General features: G+C 52.9%; 21 protein-coding genes and 1 other annotated feature. Of the genes, 8 read left to right on the top strand and 13 right to left on the bottom strand.

The window, feature by feature from the left end:
• Positions 1–6: 6 nt before the first annotated feature.
• A complete protein-coding gene (locus tag CWE12_RS11545; protein ID WP_126789856.1) occupies positions 7–357 on the bottom strand; it encodes a hypothetical protein in 351 nt (116 codons plus the stop codon).
• 195 nt (positions 358–552) lie between these two features.
• Positions 553–668: a sequence feature (His leader region), on the top strand.
• Positions 669–719: 51 nt separating this feature from the next.
• Here CWE12_RS11545 and hisG point away from each other — a divergent pair.
• The 8 genes from hisG to hisIE are packed head-to-tail and all read left to right on the top strand — an operon-like array spanning position 720 to position 7,949.
• Positions 720–1,616, top strand: a complete 897-nt coding sequence (hisG, locus tag CWE12_RS11550) for an ATP phosphoribosyltransferase (RefSeq protein WP_126789857.1) — start codon at positions 720–722, stop codon at positions 1,614–1,616.
• 5 nt (positions 1,617–1,621) lie between these two features.
• A complete protein-coding gene (gene hisD / locus CWE12_RS11555; RefSeq protein WP_126789858.1) occupies positions 1,622–2,989 on the top strand; it encodes a histidinol dehydrogenase in 1,368 nt (455 codons plus the stop codon).
• Positions 2,986–4,083, top strand: coding sequence for a histidinol-phosphate transaminase (hisC, locus tag CWE12_RS11560; RefSeq protein WP_126789859.1), 1,098 nt, complete (start codon positions 2,986–2,988; stop codon positions 4,081–4,083). Before hisD ends, hisC begins: the two co-directional genes overlap by 4 nt.
• An 11-nt stretch (positions 4,084–4,094) precedes the next feature.
• Positions 4,095–5,171: a bifunctional histidinol-phosphatase/imidazoleglycerol-phosphate dehydratase HisB gene (hisB, locus tag CWE12_RS11565; protein WP_126789860.1), complete on the top strand. Its 1,077-nt coding sequence runs from the start codon at positions 4,095–4,097 to the stop codon at positions 5,169–5,171.
• Entirely contained in the window at positions 5,168–5,800 is a 633-nt protein-coding gene (hisH, locus tag CWE12_RS11570) for an imidazole glycerol phosphate synthase subunit HisH (RefSeq protein WP_126789861.1), read from the top strand. The genes hisB and hisH overlap by 4 nt, the downstream gene beginning before the upstream one ends.
• Positions 5,794–6,531: a 1-(5-phosphoribosyl)-5-[(5-phosphoribosylamino)methylideneamino]imidazole-4-carboxamide isomerase gene (hisA, locus tag CWE12_RS11575; protein ID WP_126789862.1), complete on the top strand. Its 738-nt coding sequence runs from the start codon at positions 5,794–5,796 to the stop codon at positions 6,529–6,531. Before hisH ends, hisA begins: the two co-directional genes overlap by 7 nt.
• Entirely contained in the window at positions 6,513–7,286 is a 774-nt protein-coding gene (gene hisF, locus CWE12_RS11580; protein WP_126789863.1) for an imidazole glycerol phosphate synthase subunit HisF, read from the top strand. Before hisA ends, hisF begins: the two co-directional genes overlap by 19 nt.
• A gap of 42 nt (positions 7,287–7,328) precedes the next feature.
• On the top strand, positions 7,329–7,949 hold the full coding sequence (hisIE, locus tag CWE12_RS11585) for a bifunctional phosphoribosyl-AMP cyclohydrolase/phosphoribosyl-ATP diphosphatase HisIE (RefSeq protein WP_126789864.1): 621 nt from the start codon (positions 7,329–7,331) through the stop codon (positions 7,947–7,949).
• 90 nt (positions 7,950–8,039) lie between these two features.
• Here the strand turns inward: hisIE and CWE12_RS11590 are convergent, their stop codons facing one another.
• From CWE12_RS11590 to CWE12_RS13720, 12 genes are all read right to left on the bottom strand, one after another.
• Positions 8,040–9,383, bottom strand: coding sequence for an MATE family efflux transporter (locus CWE12_RS11590; protein ID WP_241972362.1), 1,344 nt, complete (start codon positions 9,381–9,383; stop codon positions 8,040–8,042).
• A gap of 124 nt (positions 9,384–9,507) precedes the next feature.
• Complete coding sequence (locus tag CWE12_RS11595) at positions 9,508–10,695, bottom strand: aminotransferase class V-fold PLP-dependent enzyme (RefSeq protein WP_157981971.1); 1,188 nt, start codon at positions 10,693–10,695, stop codon at positions 9,508–9,510.
• A gap of 103 nt (positions 10,696–10,798) precedes the next feature.
• On the bottom strand, positions 10,799–11,557 hold the full coding sequence (locus CWE12_RS11600; RefSeq protein ID WP_126789867.1) for an alpha/beta fold hydrolase: 759 nt from the start codon (positions 11,555–11,557) through the stop codon (positions 10,799–10,801).
• Positions 11,558–11,585: 28 nt separating this feature from the next.
• A complete protein-coding gene (locus CWE12_RS11605) occupies positions 11,586–11,984 on the bottom strand; it encodes an MAPEG family protein (protein ID WP_241972346.1) in 399 nt (132 codons plus the stop codon).
• A complete protein-coding gene (gene adk, locus CWE12_RS11610; protein WP_126789869.1) occupies positions 11,981–12,625 on the bottom strand; it encodes an adenylate kinase in 645 nt (214 codons plus the stop codon). Before adk ends, CWE12_RS11605 begins: the two co-directional genes overlap by 4 nt.
• A gap of 117 nt (positions 12,626–12,742) precedes the next feature.
• On the bottom strand, positions 12,743–14,668 hold the full coding sequence (htpG, locus tag CWE12_RS11615; RefSeq protein ID WP_126789870.1) for a molecular chaperone HtpG: 1,926 nt from the start codon (positions 14,666–14,668) through the stop codon (positions 12,743–12,745).
• Between the two features lie 118 nt (positions 14,669–14,786).
• Positions 14,787–15,386 carry a recombination mediator RecR gene (gene recR, locus CWE12_RS11620; RefSeq protein WP_126789871.1) on the bottom strand — a complete coding sequence of 200 codons (600 nt, stop codon included), beginning with the start codon at positions 15,384–15,386 and terminating at the stop codon, positions 14,787–14,789.
• A gap of 27 nt (positions 15,387–15,413) precedes the next feature.
• Positions 15,414–15,746, bottom strand: a complete 333-nt coding sequence (locus CWE12_RS11625) for a YbaB/EbfC family nucleoid-associated protein (protein WP_126789872.1) — start codon at positions 15,744–15,746, stop codon at positions 15,414–15,416.
• 23 nt (positions 15,747–15,769) lie between these two features.
• Positions 15,770–17,701, bottom strand: coding sequence for a DNA polymerase III subunit gamma/tau (gene dnaX / locus CWE12_RS11630; RefSeq protein ID WP_126789873.1), 1,932 nt, complete (start codon positions 17,699–17,701; stop codon positions 15,770–15,772).
• Positions 17,702–17,751: 50 nt separating this feature from the next.
• On the bottom strand, positions 17,752–18,294 hold the full coding sequence (locus CWE12_RS11635; RefSeq protein WP_126789874.1) for an adenine phosphoribosyltransferase: 543 nt from the start codon (positions 18,292–18,294) through the stop codon (positions 17,752–17,754).
• Positions 18,284–18,661, bottom strand: a complete 378-nt coding sequence (locus tag CWE12_RS11640; RefSeq protein ID WP_126789875.1) for a response regulator — start codon at positions 18,659–18,661, stop codon at positions 18,284–18,286. The genes CWE12_RS11635 and CWE12_RS11640 overlap by 11 nt, the downstream gene beginning before the upstream one ends.
• A gap of 193 nt (positions 18,662–18,854) precedes the next feature.
• A complete protein-coding gene (locus tag CWE12_RS13720; RefSeq protein WP_275540983.1) occupies positions 18,855–18,977 on the bottom strand; it encodes a hypothetical protein in 123 nt (40 codons plus the stop codon).
• Between the last annotated feature and the right edge of the window lie 67 nt (positions 18,978–19,044).

Here is a 19,044-nt window from a genome sequence, read left to right on the forward strand (position 1 = left end):
ACCTAATCAGATAAAGGTATCCAGATGAATACCTTTATGGGTATCGTCATCGTGGTCCGCTAACTTTTTACGTGGGTCTTCAGCCACCGGAGGCTCTTCGGGCGGCTGATGGCTGGCATGATTATCACCACTCGCCTGCTGTTCCGGCTGTTGCTGGTGGTGCTGTCCCCGTTGCTGCTGGGGGTGACGATAACGCTCCAATACCCGGGCACCCTGAGTATCATCAAAGTCTTCATCATCCTGCACCGCCGAGCCAGCTGGTGCGCTTTCAACCCGCTTTACCCGCAAGTTTGGGTCACGCACATCAATCTGCGTATTGCGCGGTAAAAACGGAAACAAAATATCCTGATTTGCCATAGGTGCCCCCCAGCACAGTGCCACATAGGTTCTGTATCGGCCACGTTACACATTCGTCGAGTAGTTTCTCTGACCAATTTTAGTCTTTAGGGTTGCATTTTGCGTACTAGTCAGTAGAATTTAGACAACTTAATCACTTTACTGCCGTCAACCATAGGTTTTTAGCATGAATAGTCTATACAACTCTATTTCTGTACATCACCACCATCATTCTGACTGACGGCCTTCAGAGTGTGGAAGGTCCGTTATACCGGTACCTTCCAGGAATCTAAAAAAGCCCCCGGAAGCGTACCTTTCGGGGGCTTTTTAATTGTATTTGGTACGCGCCTCGCGCTACGCCCAGCAGACACTAAGGAAATGTTATGAGCAAACAACGTCTAACCATCGCCGTGCAAAAGTCCGGCCGCCTCAGCAAAGAATCAATCAAGCTGCTCAGCGCCTGTGGCGTCAAATTCAACATGCATGAAGCCCGCTTAATGGTGCACAGCACCAGCCACCCTATCGACTTATTGCGGGTGCGTGACGATGATATTCCCGGTTTGGTCATGGATGGGGTTGTTGATCTCGGGCTGGTTGGCGAAAACGTGCTGGAAGAAGAATCACTTGAGCGCGAAATGAGACAACAGAGCAATCAGTTTCGTTCTCTGCGCCGACTCGATTTCGGCCACTGCCGCCTAAGTATTGCCTTACCAACCGAGCAAAATTTTAACGGTATTGCGGATCTGGAAGGCCTTAAAATTGCGACGACCTACCCTCGTTTGCTGGAACGCTACCTCAAAGATCAGGGGGTCAACGCGAAACCAGTGATGCTGACTGGTTCGGTTGAAGTTGCACCGCGGGCGGGACTGGCCAATGCGGTCTGTGATCTGGTTTCCACTGGCGCGACCTTAGAAGCCAATGGTCTGCGTGAGCAGCAGGTTATTTTCCGCTCTCAGGTGCAACTGATCCAGCGCGCCGAAGCCCTCGATCCATCTAAACAACAAATGATGGATAAGCTGCTGGCACGTATTGACGGCGTCCAGTTAGCAAAAGAAAGCAAGTACATTATGCTGCACGCGCCGAAAGACAAGCTGCAGCAAGTGGAAGATATACTACCCGGCGCCGAGCGTCCGACTGTCCTGCCGTTATCGCACAGCGACGACGTGGTTGCCGTTCACGTGGTGAGCACCGAGACGTTATTCTGGGAAACTATGGAACAACTGAAAACACTGGGTTGCAGTTCGATTCTGGTACTGCCGATTGAAAAAATGCTGGGGTAGTGACAATGGCAAGTTATACAATCGCCGGCGCTGTGCGCTGGCAATCCTTGAGCGAAGAAGAACGGCGCCGCCGTCTTCAACGCCCGGCACAGCGCGCCAGCGCGCAACTGATGAGACAGGTTCGCGAGATCATTGAGCAGGTTGAGCAGCAAGGCGACTCTGCCCTGCTTGAACTGACTCAGCGTTTCGACAATGTCAGCCTCGACTCGCCTGTGTTAGCTATGGATCAGGTTGAAGCTCTCGCCGGACGGACCGAGCAAAAGGTCAAGCAGGCCATAGATCTGGCCTACGACAATATTCGCCGTTTCCATGCTGAGCAGCGACCGCAAACCGTGGACATCGAAACCATGCCCGGTGTGCGTTGTCAGCAACGCATCGCGCCATTACGCAAGGTTGGCCTGTATATCCCAGGCGGCAGTGCCAGTTTGCCAAGTACAGTGCTGATGTGCGGCGTACCGGCTCAGCTGGCTCAATGCAATGAGCGTATTCTGGTCAGCCCACCAGACAAAAATGGCCTGTTAAGTCCGGCTATTTGCTATGCAGCGCTCAAATGCGGCGTCACTCAGGTGGTTCTGGCAGGCGGTGCGCAGGCCATTGCAGCACTCGCTTTAGGTACTCAACGTATCAATGCGGTGGATAAAATTTTCGGTCCTGGCAACAGTTACGTCACGGCGGCGAAGCAATACGTCAGCCAGCTCGCCGGTGGCCCTGCTATCGATCTGCCCGCAGGCCCCTCTGAGTTGCTGATTATTGCAGATGACACTGCGGATGCTGAATTCATTGCCGCTGATCTGTTGTCGCAGGCGGAACACGGGCCGGACTCTCAGGTTATCCTGCTCAGTCCTTCAGCGAAGGTGGTGGAAGCAACCCGCGCCGCGCTGCAACGTCAGCTAGCCGAGCTACCACGCGCTGAAATCACTGCGCAGGCGCTGGCATCAAGCAGCTTTATCGTGACCGAGGATTTAACCGAAGCCGCTGCCATTTCACAGCGCTACGCGCCGGAACACTTGAGTCTGCAAATCAAAGACGCCGAGGACTGGATTGAGCAAACCGATCAGGCAGGCTCCATTTTTGTTGGCCACTATGCGCCGGAGTCAGGTGGCGATTACGCAACCGGCACCAACCACGTGCTGCCCACTTACGGTTATGCGCGTAACTACAGCAGCCTTGGTTTAGCCGATTTCTATCGCCGTTATACGGTGCAACAGCTAACCCCACAAGGGCTACGTCTGTTGGCACCAGCGATCACGGCGCTGGCTGCCGAAGAAAAGCTCGACGCACACCGCCTCGCCGTCACCCGACGTCTGGACAGTGCGCGTATGCAAGCAGATCTGCAAACTGCTACAGCAAGTACCGAAGGAGAGCGTCAATGAACCTGGCTCAACAATTACTACGCCCTCACCTGCGCGACGTACAGCCCTACGCCTCGGCCCGCCGTAGCATGAGTGGCGGCCGTATCTGGCTAAATGCCAATGAGTCACCCTATAGCGCCGATTACAACGTCGATACTGCAAACCTGAACCGGTATCCGAATTTCCAGTCGGCGGAGCTTAATCAAGCCTACGCGCGCTATGCGGGCATATCACCTGACCAACTGCTTAGTCACCGTGGCAGCGATGAAAGCATCGAGCTTCTGATCCGCAGCTTTTGCGAGCCGGGGCAGGACAAAATCCTTATTTGCCCACCGACCTACGGCATGTACAGCATTTCGGCCGGGCTGAATAATACGCCTGTCATCAAAGTGCCATTGCAGCAAGCCGATACAGTTGATCCCAGCGACGACTGGCAGCTCGACATTGAAGGCATTAAACAACAAAGCGAACAGGTTAAGCTGGTCTTTCTCTGCAATCCATCGAACCCGATTGGTAACCAGTTACGCAGCGCAGATATAGAACACTTGCTTGAGTACTTTGCTGGCCGTGCCCTGGTGGTAGTCGATGAAGCCTACATCGAATATGCCGATGCAGCGTCTTTCGCCACCTTGCTGACGCGGTTCGATAACCTGGTGGTAATGCGCACCCTGTCAAAAGCCTTTGGCCTGGCAGGTATCCGGGTCGGTTTTACGCTGGCTAATAGTGAGGTAATCAATGCGCTGGTGCCAGTGCTTGCCCCCTACCCGCTGCCTGACGTCAGTATCCAGATTGCCACTCAGGCGCTGAGCCCGGACAACCTAATCGAGGTTCGTCAGAACGTGATTGAGGCGCAGGGTGAACGTGAAAGGCTCAGTGCTGCATTGACTGAACTGCCGTATGTGCGCAGCGTGCTGCCAAGTGCGACCAACTTTATTCTGTTCAGGGTTGCAGACGCAGACGCGGTGATGCAGTTTTGCGTCGATGCCGGTATTTTACTGCGCAACCAGTCAAGCCAGCCCGGGCTGTCCAATTGCCTGCGGGTGACGGTCGGTGCACCGGCTGAAAATGAACAACTGATCGAGGTGTTGGCTGAATTTGCCAACACCTCGCGCTAAGGAGTAGACAGATGCTTTCGCAACAAAAAATTCTTTTTATCGACCGTGACGGCACCTTAGTGGAAGAGCCAGCAGTAGATAAACAGCTCGATCGTCTGGATAAACTGGTCTACGAGCCGGGTATGGTGAGTGCGCTGCTGGCATTGCAAGAAGCCGGTTACCGCCTGGTCATGGTGAGTAACCAGGATGGTCTGGGCACTGACAGTTTCCCCCAGGCAGACTTTGACGCCCCGCACCAGGCAATGATGCAGTTATTGCAAAGCCAGGGCATTAAATTTAGTGACGTCCTTATCTGCCCGCATTTTGAAAGTGATAACTGCAGTTGCCGTAAACCAAAGCTGGGCCTGGTGCAGGAATTCCTGCAACAGGGTTTGGTTGATTTCAGCCAAAGCGCGGTGATCGGCGACCGTGAAACCGATCTTCAGCTCGCTGCCGCGATGGGCATTCAGGGCATTCGCTATGACCGCGACAGCAACGGCTGGAGCGATATTGTGAAGGCCCTGACCCTGAAGCCACGTCAGGCCACTGTCGTGCGCACCACCCGCGAGACCGACATTGAAGTGAAAGTTAACCTGGATGAAAAAGCGCCGGTTTCGATTGCCACCGGCATTGGCTTTTTCGACCATATGCTGGAGCAAATTGCCACCCACGGTGGTTTTTCCCTAAGCGTAAAGGTTTCCGGCGATTTACACATTGATGATCACCACAGTGTGGAAGACACCGCGCTGGCACTCGGTGAAGCGCTGCACAAAGCCCTGGCAGACAAACGTGGCATCGGCCGTTTTGGCTTTGTGTTGCCCATGGATGAATGCCGCGCCGAGGCAATACTGGATGTCTCCGGCCGACCTTTCCTGGTTTTTAATGCCGAGTTTACGGATAGCACGGTAGGAACCTTGTCGACTCAGATGGTTGAGCATTTCTTCCGTTCGCTATGTGACACCATGAAAATTAGCCTGCACCTGAGCACCACCGAAGGCAACGCCCACCACCAGGTGGAAAGCCTGTTTAAAGTATTTGGTCGCGCGTTGCGCCAGGCGATTACTAAACAGGGCAATGAGATGCCCTCCAGTAAAGGGGTGCTGGCATGAAGCTGGTTATCGTCAATACTGGCGTTGCCAACCTCGCCTCCGTCAACTTTGCATTCAAACGACTGGGAGTTGAAGCGGTAGTGAGCTCCGACCCGGACGTCATCCGTAGCGCCAGCCATGTTGTATTGCCTGGGGTTGGTACCGCCAGCGCGGCGATGCGTTCGCTTACAGAGTTGCAACTGATTGACGTACTGCGCGAACTCACTCAGCCGGTGCTGGGGATCTGCTTAGGCATGCAGATGCTCACCAACAGTTCCTCCGAACAGTACAGTCAACAGTCCAGTCTACAAAAAGGGAGCGCCCCTTTACCCTGCCTGGGCGTGATTGATACCCAGGTTGAACGGCTGCACAACAAAGACAATCTGCCACTGCCCCATATGGGCTGGAACGCAACCGAAGTGACCGATCACCCACTGTTCAAAGGCTTTGCTGGTGAACAACCTTATTTTTACTATGTCCATACCTATGCAGCACCAGCTGAGCCGCACTGCATTGCCCGCTGTGAATACACTCAGCCTTTTGCGGCGGCTATTGCCCAGGGCAACTTTATGGGCGTACAGTTTCACCCGGAACGCTCCGGCGACGCCGGCGCACGGGTACTACAAAACTTTCTGGAGATCACATGTTAATTCCAGCGCTGGATATTATTGACGGTCAGGTGGTGCGCCTGAAACAAGGCGATTTCGCACGCCAGACCACCTACCATTCTGACCCGATTGAGGTGGCCTGTGACTATGCGCAAGCCGGTGCTGAGTATCTTCATATTGTTGATCTTGATGGAGCCCGTGACCCCGCCAAACGGCAGCTAACGCTGATTAACCGGATGCAGCAGGAAAGCGGTTTGCCCACTCAAACCGGAGGAGGCATTCGCACCACTGAGGACATCCGTAGCTTACTCGCCACCGGCGTTGAGCGCGTGGTAGTCGGTTCGACCGCAGTCAAGGACCCGGCCCTGGCGGCGCAGTGGCTGAATGAGTTTGGTTCAGAGGCCATTGTGCTGGCGTTAGATATCAACATTGATGCCGACGGCCAACGCTGGTTAGCGACACACGGCTGGCAGGAACAAAGCGATGTGCGCATTGAAACACTGCTCGGCGACTTAATTCCTGCAGGCTGTAAACATGTGCTGTGCACCGACATTAGTCGTGACGGCATGCTCTCCGGCCCCAACGTGCATTTATACCGCGACTTAAAAATCGATTTCCCGGAGGTGGTCTGGCAGGCATCCGGGGGGGTTTCCAGCTTGCATGATCTGAAAGACTTACGTGCGGTAAACTGTGACAGTGTCATTTTAGGCAAAGCGCTGTTAACCGGACAATTTACCCTGGCGGAGGCAACCGAATGCTGGCAAAACGCATAATCCCCTGTCTCGATGTACGCGACGGACAGGTAGTCAAAGGGGTTCAGTTTCGTAACCATGAAGTCATCGGTGATATTGTGCCGCTCGCCAAACGCTATGCAGCCGAAGGTGCCGATGAACTGGTCTTCTATGACATTACCGCGTCCTCCGATGAGCGTGTGGTGGACAAATCCTGGGTGGCCCGGGTCGCAGAAGTGATCAATATCCCGTTTGCAGTGGCTGGCGGAATTAAATCAGTCGACCAGGCACGTGAAATCCTGTCGATGGGGGCCGATAAAATATCAATTAACACCCCCGCCCTGCGTGATCCTGATCTGATTAACCGGATGGTCGATGAGTTCGGCCAGCAGTGTATTGTAATTGGTATCGACAGTTTTTATAACGAAACCAGTGGTCACTACGAAGTACATCAGTTTACTGGTGATGAAAAACGCAGTGGTAAAACTGCCTGGCACACCAGTGACTGGGTGCAGGAAGTGATTCGCCGTGGCGCCGGTGAAATTGTTCTTAACTGCATGAATCAGGACGGCGTACGTCAGGGCTATGACGTGGCCCAGCTCAAAGCGATACGCGAACAATGTTCTGTTCCTCTGATCGCCTCAGGCGGTGCCGGCGCGATTGAGCACTTTATTGAGGTTTTTCAGCAGGCGAACGTCGATGGCGCCTTAGCCGCGTCGGTCTTTCACAAAGGCATTATCGACATGGATGAACTGAAAGCGACCTTAGGCGACAATGGCATTATTATTCGTCGCTAAGACATCCGTGGCCAAAACGACTCTGGAAAACAAGGATATTTCATGCAACTAACCACAGATAATCTGAATTCGCTCGACTGGCAAAAAATGAACGATCTGATCCCATGCATGGTGCAGGACGCCAGCAGTGGCCGTTTGTTAATGCAGGGGTATATGAATCAGGACGCCCTCGCCGCGACCCTGCAAAGCCAGCAAGTCACTTTCTTTAGCCGCAGTAAACAGCGTCTTTGGCGCAAGGGCGAAGAAAGTGGCAACACACTGCAACTGGTTGAATTAGTGGCTGACTGTGACAACGACGCCATTCTAGCCCTGGCTCATCCGCAGGGGCCTACCTGCCACCTTGGTACTGAGAGTTGCTGGGTACCACAGCAGCAGCCGATGATTAGCGAACTCAGCGAGTTACAGCGCACTATAGAGCAACGCAAACAGCAGGCCGACGGCAGTCAAAGTTATACCGCCCAACTGCTTGAATCCGGCATTCGGCGCTGTGCACAAAAGGTCGGTGAAGAAGGGGTTGAAGTGGCACTGGCCGCCGTCGCTCAGGACGATGACGCGCTGCTGAATGAAAGTGCTGACTTAATGTATCACCTGATGGTGGTGCTAAGTGCGCGCGATCTCAGCATTGATGACGTGTGCAAAGTGTTGCAGCAACGTAAGGGCTAATCCCCAGCGGCCGCTTGCATCCATTGAATTCAATATTCAAGCCCCGCGCTTGCATTCATTGAATTCAATGTTCAAGCCCCGCGCTCGCATTCATTGCGCGTTCAGTGTTTGCCGGTGGACACGGAATAGTCGGATGGTTAAGAGCACGGCTGCAACGCTAAGGCCACTAATAAAGCCTATCCAGAAGCCCGCCGGACCCATCGCCGGGACCAGCAGGTCGGTGCGGCCCAGCACCACGCCCACGGTCAGGCCAAACGGCCAGTAGGAGACCAGAGTCACCACCATTGCAGCCCGGGTGTCTTTGTAGCCACGCAACGCCCCGATGGAAATCGCCTGGAACGTGTCAGAGACGGTAAAGATCGCGGCTAAACCAAGTAAGGTGCCGGCAAGCTCGATAATCGCGTTGTCCTCAGTATAGAAACCAGCTAAATAACGGCCACCCAGCCACATCCCAAGGCCATTCACCACCGCAAAGCCAACCCCAAGCACCAATGCGACTTTGTAGCTTCGCATCGCGTCCATGACCTGAGCAGAGCCAAGCGCAAAACCAACCCGCAAGGTCACCGCCATGCTCAGACTGAGCGGAAACATATACACCAGCGATGAAATATTCAACGCAATCTGATGGCTCGACACCATAATTGAGCCAAGTGGCGCGATTAAAATCGCCACTGCTGCGAACAGGCTAACTTCGAAGAACAACGACATCGAAATGGGAAAGCCAAGCCGCACAAAATGCCAGATATCATCCCAACTAGGCAGGTAAATCTGACTTAATAGCATCAGTTTGCGATAGCGCTTCGCCACCAGTACATAGCCAAGCAGTGACAGCCCCATGCCCCAGTAAACCAGAGCGGAAGCCACACCAGCGCCTGCCCCGCCCAGCGCTGGAGCGCCAAAACTGCCGTAGATAAAGATATAGTTGGCGGGAATATTGATCAGCAGCCCGATAACGCCGATTACCAGTGACGGCATGGTATGCGAGAGACCTTCGCAAAAGTTGCGCAGCACCATGTAGAGCACAAGCCCCGGGGTGCCCCAGAGAATATAGGTAAGGTAATCAAAGGTTTTACGACGGAAGTCTTCTTCGACGTCCATCATGTTGAGGAACAGCGGCGCCAGGTAAACTAAACCCACCACCAGCAAGGCGCTGATGGCGCAGGTATAAAAGCCCTGCTGCAGCATGTTGGCCATGCGCTTATATTCACCAGCACCATGCGCGTGTGAAATAACCGGTGCCAGAGCCAGCGCGAAGCCAAACACTAACAGGGTCGCAGGGGTCCAGATTGAACCACCCACAGCAACTGCAGCTAAATCAGTTGCACCGACCCGTCCAGCCATCAACGTATCGACGACACTCATCAGCATCTGGGTTAACTGGGCGATCAGGATCGGTCCGGTTAGCAGCGATAATTTGCGAACTTCAGACCACACCCCTGCGGATGCAGCGGGCAGATTCCCGGACGTTTCAGACACAGCGCAGCTCCAATCAGCTCCAAAGTAATAGGCGCGCGCATCATAGCACATTGTCACTGATCAGGGGCATGATCAAAATTCGTCAGGGCTTCAACTTACACTCACGCAGCCCGCGTGCCAGCCGTTCAATATCAGCCTCATTGGAGTGCAGACCGAGCGAAAAACGTAAACACCCATTGCTGGTCAGTTTGTCCGTTAATGGCTGCGCACAGTGTCGACCAGCCCGCGCCGAGACGCCGTCCTGATCCAGACATATCGCCAGCTCACGCGGGTGAACCGCCGGGTTGTGAACACTAATAACCGGGATCCGGCCACCGCTGTGCGGCAACACGGTCAACCAACTGACATCGGCCAGCACCGCTTCCAGCTGCTTAAACAGACCTCTCAGGTATGCACTGCTACCATTCGCCCGTGCGTCCTGAAGAAACTCCACCGCGGTGGCAAGGCCCGCCGCCCCGACCAGGTTTGGAGTACCCGCTTCAAAGCCCTGTACGCCACTGTGAAAGGTGGAATCCTGCTGATACACCTTATCTACCATACCGCCGCCCACCTGATAAGGAGGCATCGCAGCAAGCACGTCGGGGCGCACATACAAGGCACCAATACCCGTTGGCCCATATAATTTATGGCCGGAAAATGCCAGTGCGTCACAGCCCAGCTGGTTCACATCAATCGACATATGAGCAGCGCTTTGCGCGGCATCGACCACACTCAGTACGCCTTGCTCACGCAACTGATGACAGATTTCCGCGATCGGGTTAATAACCCCTAGTACATTGGATGCGTGATTTAACGATACCAGACAGGTTCTTTCATCAACCAACTGCATCAGGTTGTCGACTGTTCCGTCATCTTTCAGGTCAGCGACACGAAACTCCGCGCCGACCTGTTCGCAGACCCGCTGCCAGGGCAACCAGTTGGCATGATGTTCAGATAAGGTCACCACCACATTGTCACCGCGCTGTATACGGGGACGCAACAGTGACTCAGCGAGGAGATTCATACTTTCGGTGGTACCACGGGTAAAAATCAAACTGTCGCTGGTCGCGCCAACAAAGCCGGCCACCTTGGCCCGCCAGCTTTCATACAGTGCGGTGGCATGCTGACTTTGCTCATAACTGCCGCGGTGTACGTTGGCGTGATAATGGTGTTGATAGTCGCAAATGGCCTCAAGCACAACATCCGGCACCTGACAGGAGGCGGCATTGTCAAAATAGGCCCAGTCGGGACGTTGTCTGAATACGCTAAACTGCTCGCGCCACTGGCTCATAATCACCTCATTATTTGTTTGCATCAGGGGGTAGCATCAGCTGCTGGTACCCAAACCACTTAGAAGATACCAATATAACTTATAATGAAATCGAATAAAGCCTTTAGCGCACTTGTTGCTGTAAAAATTTAACCAAACCTGGGGTAATGAGATCGGGTGCAGTCAGAGGTGCCATGTGGCCGGCATCAACAGATTGTGATTCAACCTGGGGCAAACCAGCCAGAATTTCAGCAACCCGACGGCTTGAGGCAGGCGACTGTTGACCATGCATCAAAAAGATCGGGCAATTCAGAGTGGCATAGTCATCGAGCTGAGCTGGTTCACCCAGTAAGGCCGCGAAATCAGCCTCAACCTTCGGCTGCTTTTGTACCATCCCAGCCTGTACCCGCGCAGGTAAAGCCGCAAAATACCCCGGGTGATTCCAGTAGTCGACAAACGCCTGTGCGGCTTCGGCTTCAGATGTGGTGTCCATCTGCTCAGCAATCGCGATAATTTCGGCCCGCGCAGGGTCTGCGGCGGGTAACAGGTGAAAGGCGACTGGTTCATACAACGCAATACTACTAAGCCGTATCCCCCGCTGTTGTAACTCGCGGCCGAGGCGAAGCGCGAGAGCCCCGCCGTACGAGTGACCGACCAAATGAACCGGTCCGTTCTCAAGCGTCGCCAACAAGGGTTCCAATGCAACCAGTTCATGGTCAAAACAAAATGCAGAGGGAGCCCCCGTAGGTAAAGGGTTAGCACCATAACCAATTAAATCAGGCGTATGAAGATGGGCGTCAGGAAGGAATTCAGTGAGCTGCTTAGTCAGCGGGCGCCATTGGGCGCCGCTGCTTTGTGAGCTGTGTAAACAAATGATATGCATGAGATTAGCAGATTTTATCTGTCGCGCCTTACAGGCTTGCGAGTACGCTACCGAGTAAAAAGCCCGCGCTGATAATCAGCATCGCAAAGGTTCCGAGCACGCCAATGGTACGGTAAATGCTGACCCCGATACTCTTGGTCAATCCGATTGCATGGAATATACGCGCCACAAACAAAAGGCCACCGAGGGCAAACATGAGGCCTTCGGATGCGTTATTCAGTTCCATTAAAGCAAGCAGGATAAGACCCAGCGGTACGTACTCTGCAAAATTGCCATGTACACGGACCGCAGCTTTCAACGGCAGACTCTCGCCCGTGCCAAGACCGACCCGCTCTTTCCAGCGTAAACGAATAATCCGGATCGCCAGAACAATGTACAACAGCGTTAACAGCGCTGCGAACAGGCTGGTTAATGGCAAGGTATTCACGATAAAACGTCCTTCAATTCATTACTGATTTCATTCACATCGCGGGTACCGTCAACACTATGGTATTTAACAACACCTTGTTCTGCCAGATTCTGGTAATAGCTCACCAGTGGTTCTGTCTGCTCATGATAAACACTGAGACGGTGACGAACGGTTTCTTCTTTATCGTCATTCCGAACGATAAGATCTTCACCGGTGACATCGTCTTTACCATCTTCTTTTGGCGGATTATAACTAACGTGATAAACACGGCCAGACCCGGGGTGCACACGACGGCCCGCCATACGCTCGACAATAACGTCGTCCGGTACATCGAACTCAAGCACATAGTCAATTTCTATGCCCGCTTCCTGCATCGCGTCTGCCTGAGGGATTGTCCGTGGAAACCCGTCCAGCAAGAAACCGTTCTTGCAGTCTTCCTGAGCAACACGCTCCTGCACCAGGCCGATCATGATATCGTCAGAAACCAGTTTGCCTTCGTCCATGACTTGCTTGGCCTGCTTGCCAAGTTCGGTACCTTCTTTGATCGCCGCACGTAGCATGTCGCCGGTGGAGATTTGCGGGATATTGAAGGTGTTCATCAGAAATTGCGCCTGGGTGCCTTTACCAGCCCCTGGAGCGCCTAGCAGAATAATCCGCATGTCGTGTCCTCAATGACTTTTTTAAAAAATGTAATACGAATGGGACAAACTTTACCTCTCAGGCCGAAAAGATACAAGGCTCGCGATGCGAGCCTTGTACCATAGTCGTAGTTGAGGTTACTTGTTAGTCAGCGCTAACATCATCTCATTGAGCTTGCGCACGTAGGTGCCAGGATCTTTAAGACTACCGCGTTCAGCCAGTGTGGCCTGCTGCAATAACAGATCAGCCCAGTCGCTAAAGCGCTGTTCGTCGCTTTCTTCGGCAATGCGTTTAACCAAAGCATGCTCCGGATTAACCTCAAAAATATACTTGGTTTCCGGCACTTTCTGTCCCGCTGCTTCCATCAGCTTAGCCATCTGCGTGCTCATATCGTTCTCATCGGTCACAATACAGGCTGGTGAATCAGTCAGACGATGGGTAACACGCACGTTCTTAACCTGCTCGCCCAACGCCTTCTCGAACCGTTCTACGGTACCAGCAAATGCCTTTTCCGACTCTTCCTGTGCTTTCTTCGCTTCCTCGTTATCCATGTCGCCTAAATCAAGGTCGCCACGGGTCACTGACTGGAAGCTCTTGCCTTCATACTCGTGTAAATGGTTCATCAACCACTCATCAATACGATCGGACATCAGCAGCACTTCGATCCCTTTCTTGCGGAAAATTTCCAGCGCAGGGTTGTTCTTCGCTGCTTCGTAGCTGTCCGCCACGATGTAGTAAATTTTTTCCTGATTCTCAGCCATGCGGCCAATGTAGTCATCCAGACCCACCCGCTGCTTGGCGCTGTCTTCATGAGTAGACGTAAAGCGCAGCAAGGACGCAACTTTTTCACCGTTGCCCTGGTCTTCCGCCGGGCCTTCTTTCAGCACCTGACCAAAGTTATCCCAGAACTCTCCGTATTGGTCCGCATCACGTTTCGCCAGTTTCGACAGCATGCTTAGCACTTTCTTGGTGCTTGCAGAGCGCATTGAACGGGTGACCCGGTTGTCCTGCAGGATTTCACGCGAGACATTGAGAGGCAGATCATTGGAGTCAATCAGGCCTTTTACAAAACGCAGGTAAGTCGGCATGAATTGCTCAGCATCATCCATAATGAAGACGCGCTGAACATAGAGCTTAATGCCTTTCTGGCTATCCCGGTTCCATAAATCCCACGGCGCGCGTTTCGGGATATAAAGCAGGCTGGTGTATTCGTGCTTACCTTCAACTTTGTTGTGGCTCCACAGCAATGGATCTTCAAAGTCATGCGCGACGGTTTTGTAAAACTCTTTGTAGTCCTCGTCACTAATACTGTCTTTATCGCGGGTCCAGAGCGCCTGACCCGAATTAATGGTTTCCCACTGACCTGGTTGCGCTTCCACTTTCTCGCCGTCCGGACCTTCACTTTCTTCAGTCGGCTCTTTCCACATCTGTACCGGAATACTCAGGTGGTCCGAATAGGTATTAATAATTTGACGCAACTTCCACTCGTCTGCGTATTCTTTTGCATCGTCTTTCAAATGCAGAATAATGTCGCTTCCACGGGTCGTTTTCTCGATATCCGCAACGGTGAACTCACCGTCACCATCTGACTTCCATTCGACGCCGTGAGTGGTATCTGCACCTGCTGCGCGGGTGCGCACGGTCACGGAGTCAGCAACGATAAAGGCTGAATAAAAACCAACACCAAACTGGCCAATCAGTTTAGAATCTTTACTCTGATCACCTGATAACTGGCTGATAAATTCTTTGGTGCCTGATTTCGCAATGGTGCCCAGGTTGGCCATCACTTCGTCACGGGTCATACCAATACCATTGTCGCTGACAGTGATGGTATTAGCGTCCTTGTTTACACTAACCCGAACGTGCAGGTCCGCATCGTTTTCGAATAACGCATTGTCTTCCAGTGCTTTAAAACGCAGTTTATCGGCTGCATCTGAGGCGTTGGAAACCAGCTCGCGGAGAAAAATTTCCTTGTTTGAATACAAAGAATGGATCATCAAATGAAGCAGTTGCTTCACTTCAGTTTGAAAGCCATGCTTTTCAGCCTGGGTAGTGTCAGACATCGGTGTTCTCCCAACTCTTATCAGTTATACGCAAAATAAAAGGTTAACCAAGAGATGGGGATACCCATACCAATTTCAAGGGCAAATGAGGATTTTCCTGCGTCAGGTAGGGCCAGCCTTAGACCTGTTTACGGCCAGAGAAGGCATGACTAAGGGTGGTATGGTCGACGTACTCAAGTTCACCACCGACCGGGACACCATGAGCAATACGCGAAGCCCTGACGTTGTTACTACGGGCAAGGTCGGCAATATAGTGCGCGGTTGCATCGCCTTCCACCGTCGGATTGGTAGCAAGAATGACTTCTTCTATACCACCTGCGGCAAACCGGGTAGCCAGTTTATCTAAGCCGATATCATTCGGTCCAATTCCATCCAGGGGTGACAAATGGCCCATTAAGACAAAATACTGACCTTGATACTGCGACGTCTGCTCGACCGCGATCACATCGGCTGGCGACTCGACAATGCAGAGAATACCGCTTTCAATTCGTTGCGGGTCACTGCATATTTGACAGCGTACCCCTTCAGTCAGCGTGCGACAGGTATCGCAGCGGCCAACCACCTCAACCGCATGGGTGAGCGCCTCAGCAAGCTGACTGGCGCCATCGCGTTTTTGCTCCAATAACTGAAAGGCCATGCGCTGAGCCGATTTCTGGCCAACGCCGGGCAACACTTTCAGCGCGCGAATCAAATTCGCGATAGCGGGACTAAGTTGCATAAAGTATCTGCTGGCTTATCTGCTGGCTTAGAAAGGCAGCTTCATGCCCGGCGGTAAACCCATACCGCCAGCCAAACCAGACATGTGCTCTTTGTTGGCTTCTTCGACCCGGCGCACGGCATCATTGGTCGCTGCCGCAATCAGATCTTCGAGCATTTCCTTTTCTTCTTCATCACCCACCAGCGACGGATCAATCTCAACCCGTTTCACATTGTGATTACCATACATGGTGACTTTTACCATGCCAGCGCCGGCTTCGCCGACCACTTCCATTTTCGCAAGCTCTTCCTGCATCTGCTGCATCTTTTCCTGCATCTGCTGCGCCTGCTTCATCATGTTTCCTAAACCGCCTTTAAGCATGGGGTATCTCTCTCTTTGCTAAATTAAACTGGTTTTACCGAGCTTTCATCCAGCTCGGCATTAAAACGTTGCACCAGGTCCTGGATACGTTCGTCATTGCGAACCAGATCCAGCGCTGCCTGAGCGCGTTGTGTATCTATCAACTGCTGAATCAAAAATGGCGTCGCCTCGGGTGTCGCGTAGTCAATGCTCAACGCCACATCGCCGACCAACTGACGCAGTCGGCTTTCAAGTTCGCTTAATAGCTGCTGCGAACAGAGCACTTGTTGCTGGCTATCAACAATAAGTTGGTAGCCGTCACCCTGTTTTTCAAGGACTGAATGCAATAATACCTGGCGCAGCCGCCCTGTCGCCTGCATTCCATCCACCGACGCACTCCAGGCGTCGATCTCAGCAGCAGTGCGAACGTCAGCGGTTACTTCTGGCGCTTTTTTTTTTGCTAACAACTGCTCGCGCGTTGCCATTAAACTTGCGATTCCACTGTCTGGATTCGGCTGTGGCTCTGGCACCGGCGCTTGTCTGGGCTCTGGTTCCGGCTCTGGTTCTATCTGATGCTCAGGTTCCGGATCCGGATCGGGCTCCGGGTGAATCTCTGCCGCTCCCGGGTTCAAACCCTGCTGCGCCGCTTGCTGCATAACAGACGCCTGTTCCTGAGCCAGCGCAGACGCTTCATCGGGGCTCAGAAAGTCTTCGTCCGCGTCATCGTCAGCCAGCTGAGGCTCATAGTCTGAGGTATCGTGCCGCGTCGCCTGCTTATCAGCAGACGTTTGGGTCGCAGCAGGCTCAGCCACTATCGCTTGCGCCGGATTGGCCTGTGCCGCATTGAGGCTTGCAACACTGGCCTCTGCAAGCGGCATCTCCTGCATAGTTGCAGGGCGAAACGCGAGCAGCCGTAACAGCGTCATTTCGACAGCACTAAATGCGTCCACCGCATGAGGCAATTCACGGCGCCCTTCGAGGACGATGCGATACATGACCTGAACCAACTCTGGTGATAGTGTCGCTGACAGCGACTGAATACTTTGCTGGTCACGAAACAGCTCGACCTCGGCAAAAGCCGGGCTAATCTGCAGCAATGCCAGCTGGTGCAGTAAATTTTGCAGTTCAGGCAATACCACTGCAATATCCGGCACTTTATCCTGCATTTCGCGCAGTGTTTGCAATACTCTCGCGTGGTCGCCGCTTACGATAAGCTGAAGCAATTGTACGATCCGCTGCCCTTCGATATGACCGAGCATGGCCCGCACTGAATCGAGCTCCACGCTCTGGTTGCCCTGAGCAATCGCCTGATCGGTTAAACTCAACGCATCACGCATACTGCCGCGGGCAGCACGTGCCAGAAGCTGAATCGCTTCGGCGTCGAACGACAACGACTCAGCCTGCAAGATATGGATCAATTGAGCAGAAATTTCTTCACGGGTTAGCGCCCGCAGATGAAACTGAAGACAGCGTGATAACACCGTGACCGGCAGCTTCTCAGGATCTGTGGTAGCCAGTAAAAATTTGACGTGTTCAGGCGGCTCTTCAAGGGTTTTCAAAAGAGCATTAAAGGAATGACGAGACAGCATATGGACTTCGTCAATCAGGTACACTTTATAACGGCCGCGGGTAGGACGATACTGCACGTTATCGAGCAGTTCCCGGGTGTCTTCCACTTTAGTCCGTGATGCCGCATCGATTTCAAGCAGATCGACGTAGCGCCCCTGATCGATTTCCTGACAGGTATCACATTCGCCACAGGGCGTTGCACTGATGCCCTGCTCGCAATTCAGGCTCTTTGCCAGAATCCTTGCGATGGTTGTTTTACCTACCCCTCGGGTACCGGTCAGCAAGTAAGCATGGTGCAAACGCTGATTGGTCAGCGCGTTGCTCAGAGCCTGCAATACATGCTGCTGCCCGACCACCTGAGCAAAGCTGTGTGGTCGCCATTTTCGAGCCAGTACCTGATAGTTCATGAATGTGCCCCTGCGCTTGCTAAATCGTCGTTTCCGGATGCGCTAGTAGTCTAATCGTACGCGCAAATGGCGTAGCATGGAACACCTGATTGCTCAATTCGCTGGCGACCCGGCAAGCCTGTCAGTTCAATCAGAAAGGCAGCCTCGATGACCTCAGCCTGAGTACGTTGTACCAACTCAGCGGCAGCACACATGGTGCCGCCGGTAGCAAGCAGGTCATCCACCAGCAGCACCTTGTCAGTGCTGCTGAGTGCGTCCTTATGCAACTCAAGGGTGTCATTGCCATATTCCAGGCTATAGGCCTGTGAATGCACGGCGCGAGGCAATTTGCCCTGTTTACGCACCAAAGTCACTCCACAATTGAGTCGATCAGCCAGTGCCGCTGCAAAAATAAACCCGCGCGCTTCAATGCCGGCAATTTGCGTTAGTCCTTTGTCCTGATAACGTTCCGTCAGTAGATCAAGGATCAGATGCAACGCCTTTGCATCAGCCAGAGTACTAGTGATATCACGAAAAATAATACCGGGCTTCGGGTAATCCTGAATACTGGTTACTGTGTCGCGAATATACGCAATCCGAGGTTCAAGCGACATAACGAGGTGCCAGACGTTTGAGTTCTTCGAGCAGGGTTTCACGACTCAGCGGTTTCGCCAGTACACGGGTTGCCCCTAACCGGGATGCTTTTTCAGCTACCTGACGGGGATCTTCAGTGGTCATAAACAGCAATGGAGTTTGCCCATAAGCATCCAGCTCCCGCAGGTTACGCAGCAGACTTAATCCGTCCATCAGCGGCATCTTATGGTCAAGCAGAACAATATCATAGGTGCTCTTCTTAGCATCTGTCAGCCCGCCCAGACCATCTTTCGCCCGCGTCACCTGAAATGGCGTATCGGCGAGGATCTCCGTGATCTGCTGAGCAGTGCGGTCGTTATCTTCAACCAATAAAATTTGCAGGGCCATGCATACCTCGGGTAAAAAATTCGACGCAGATCTTACAAGATCCAGACGCAACTTAAAAGCAATCGAACTCAGTTTAGACCAGCTCTCTGCCAACGAATTGTAAAAACGCAAAAGCCCGGGATTTTCCCAGGCTTTTTAAGCAAAAAACGTCAGGTGCAGCGCACCAGAACTTATCAGTATGGTACTGATCGCTTTAAACGAAGAACTGAAGAACGGCAATCACTACCGGCAACAATGCAACCAGTACAAATGCACCCGCTCCCAGCAGCAAATGCCAGTTAGTGCTTTCTTCACGATAATTTTCGTTGTCAGCCATGGCTAACTCCTTTGCTCAGTCACTTTAGTTGGATGGATTTTACTGCATCCACCAGCAACTGAAAAGG

Origin of the sequence: Aliidiomarina sedimenti, from assembly GCF_003986955.1 — a bacterium.
Classification (GTDB): domain Bacteria; phylum Pseudomonadota; class Gammaproteobacteria; order Enterobacterales; family Alteromonadaceae; genus Aliidiomarina; species Aliidiomarina sedimenti.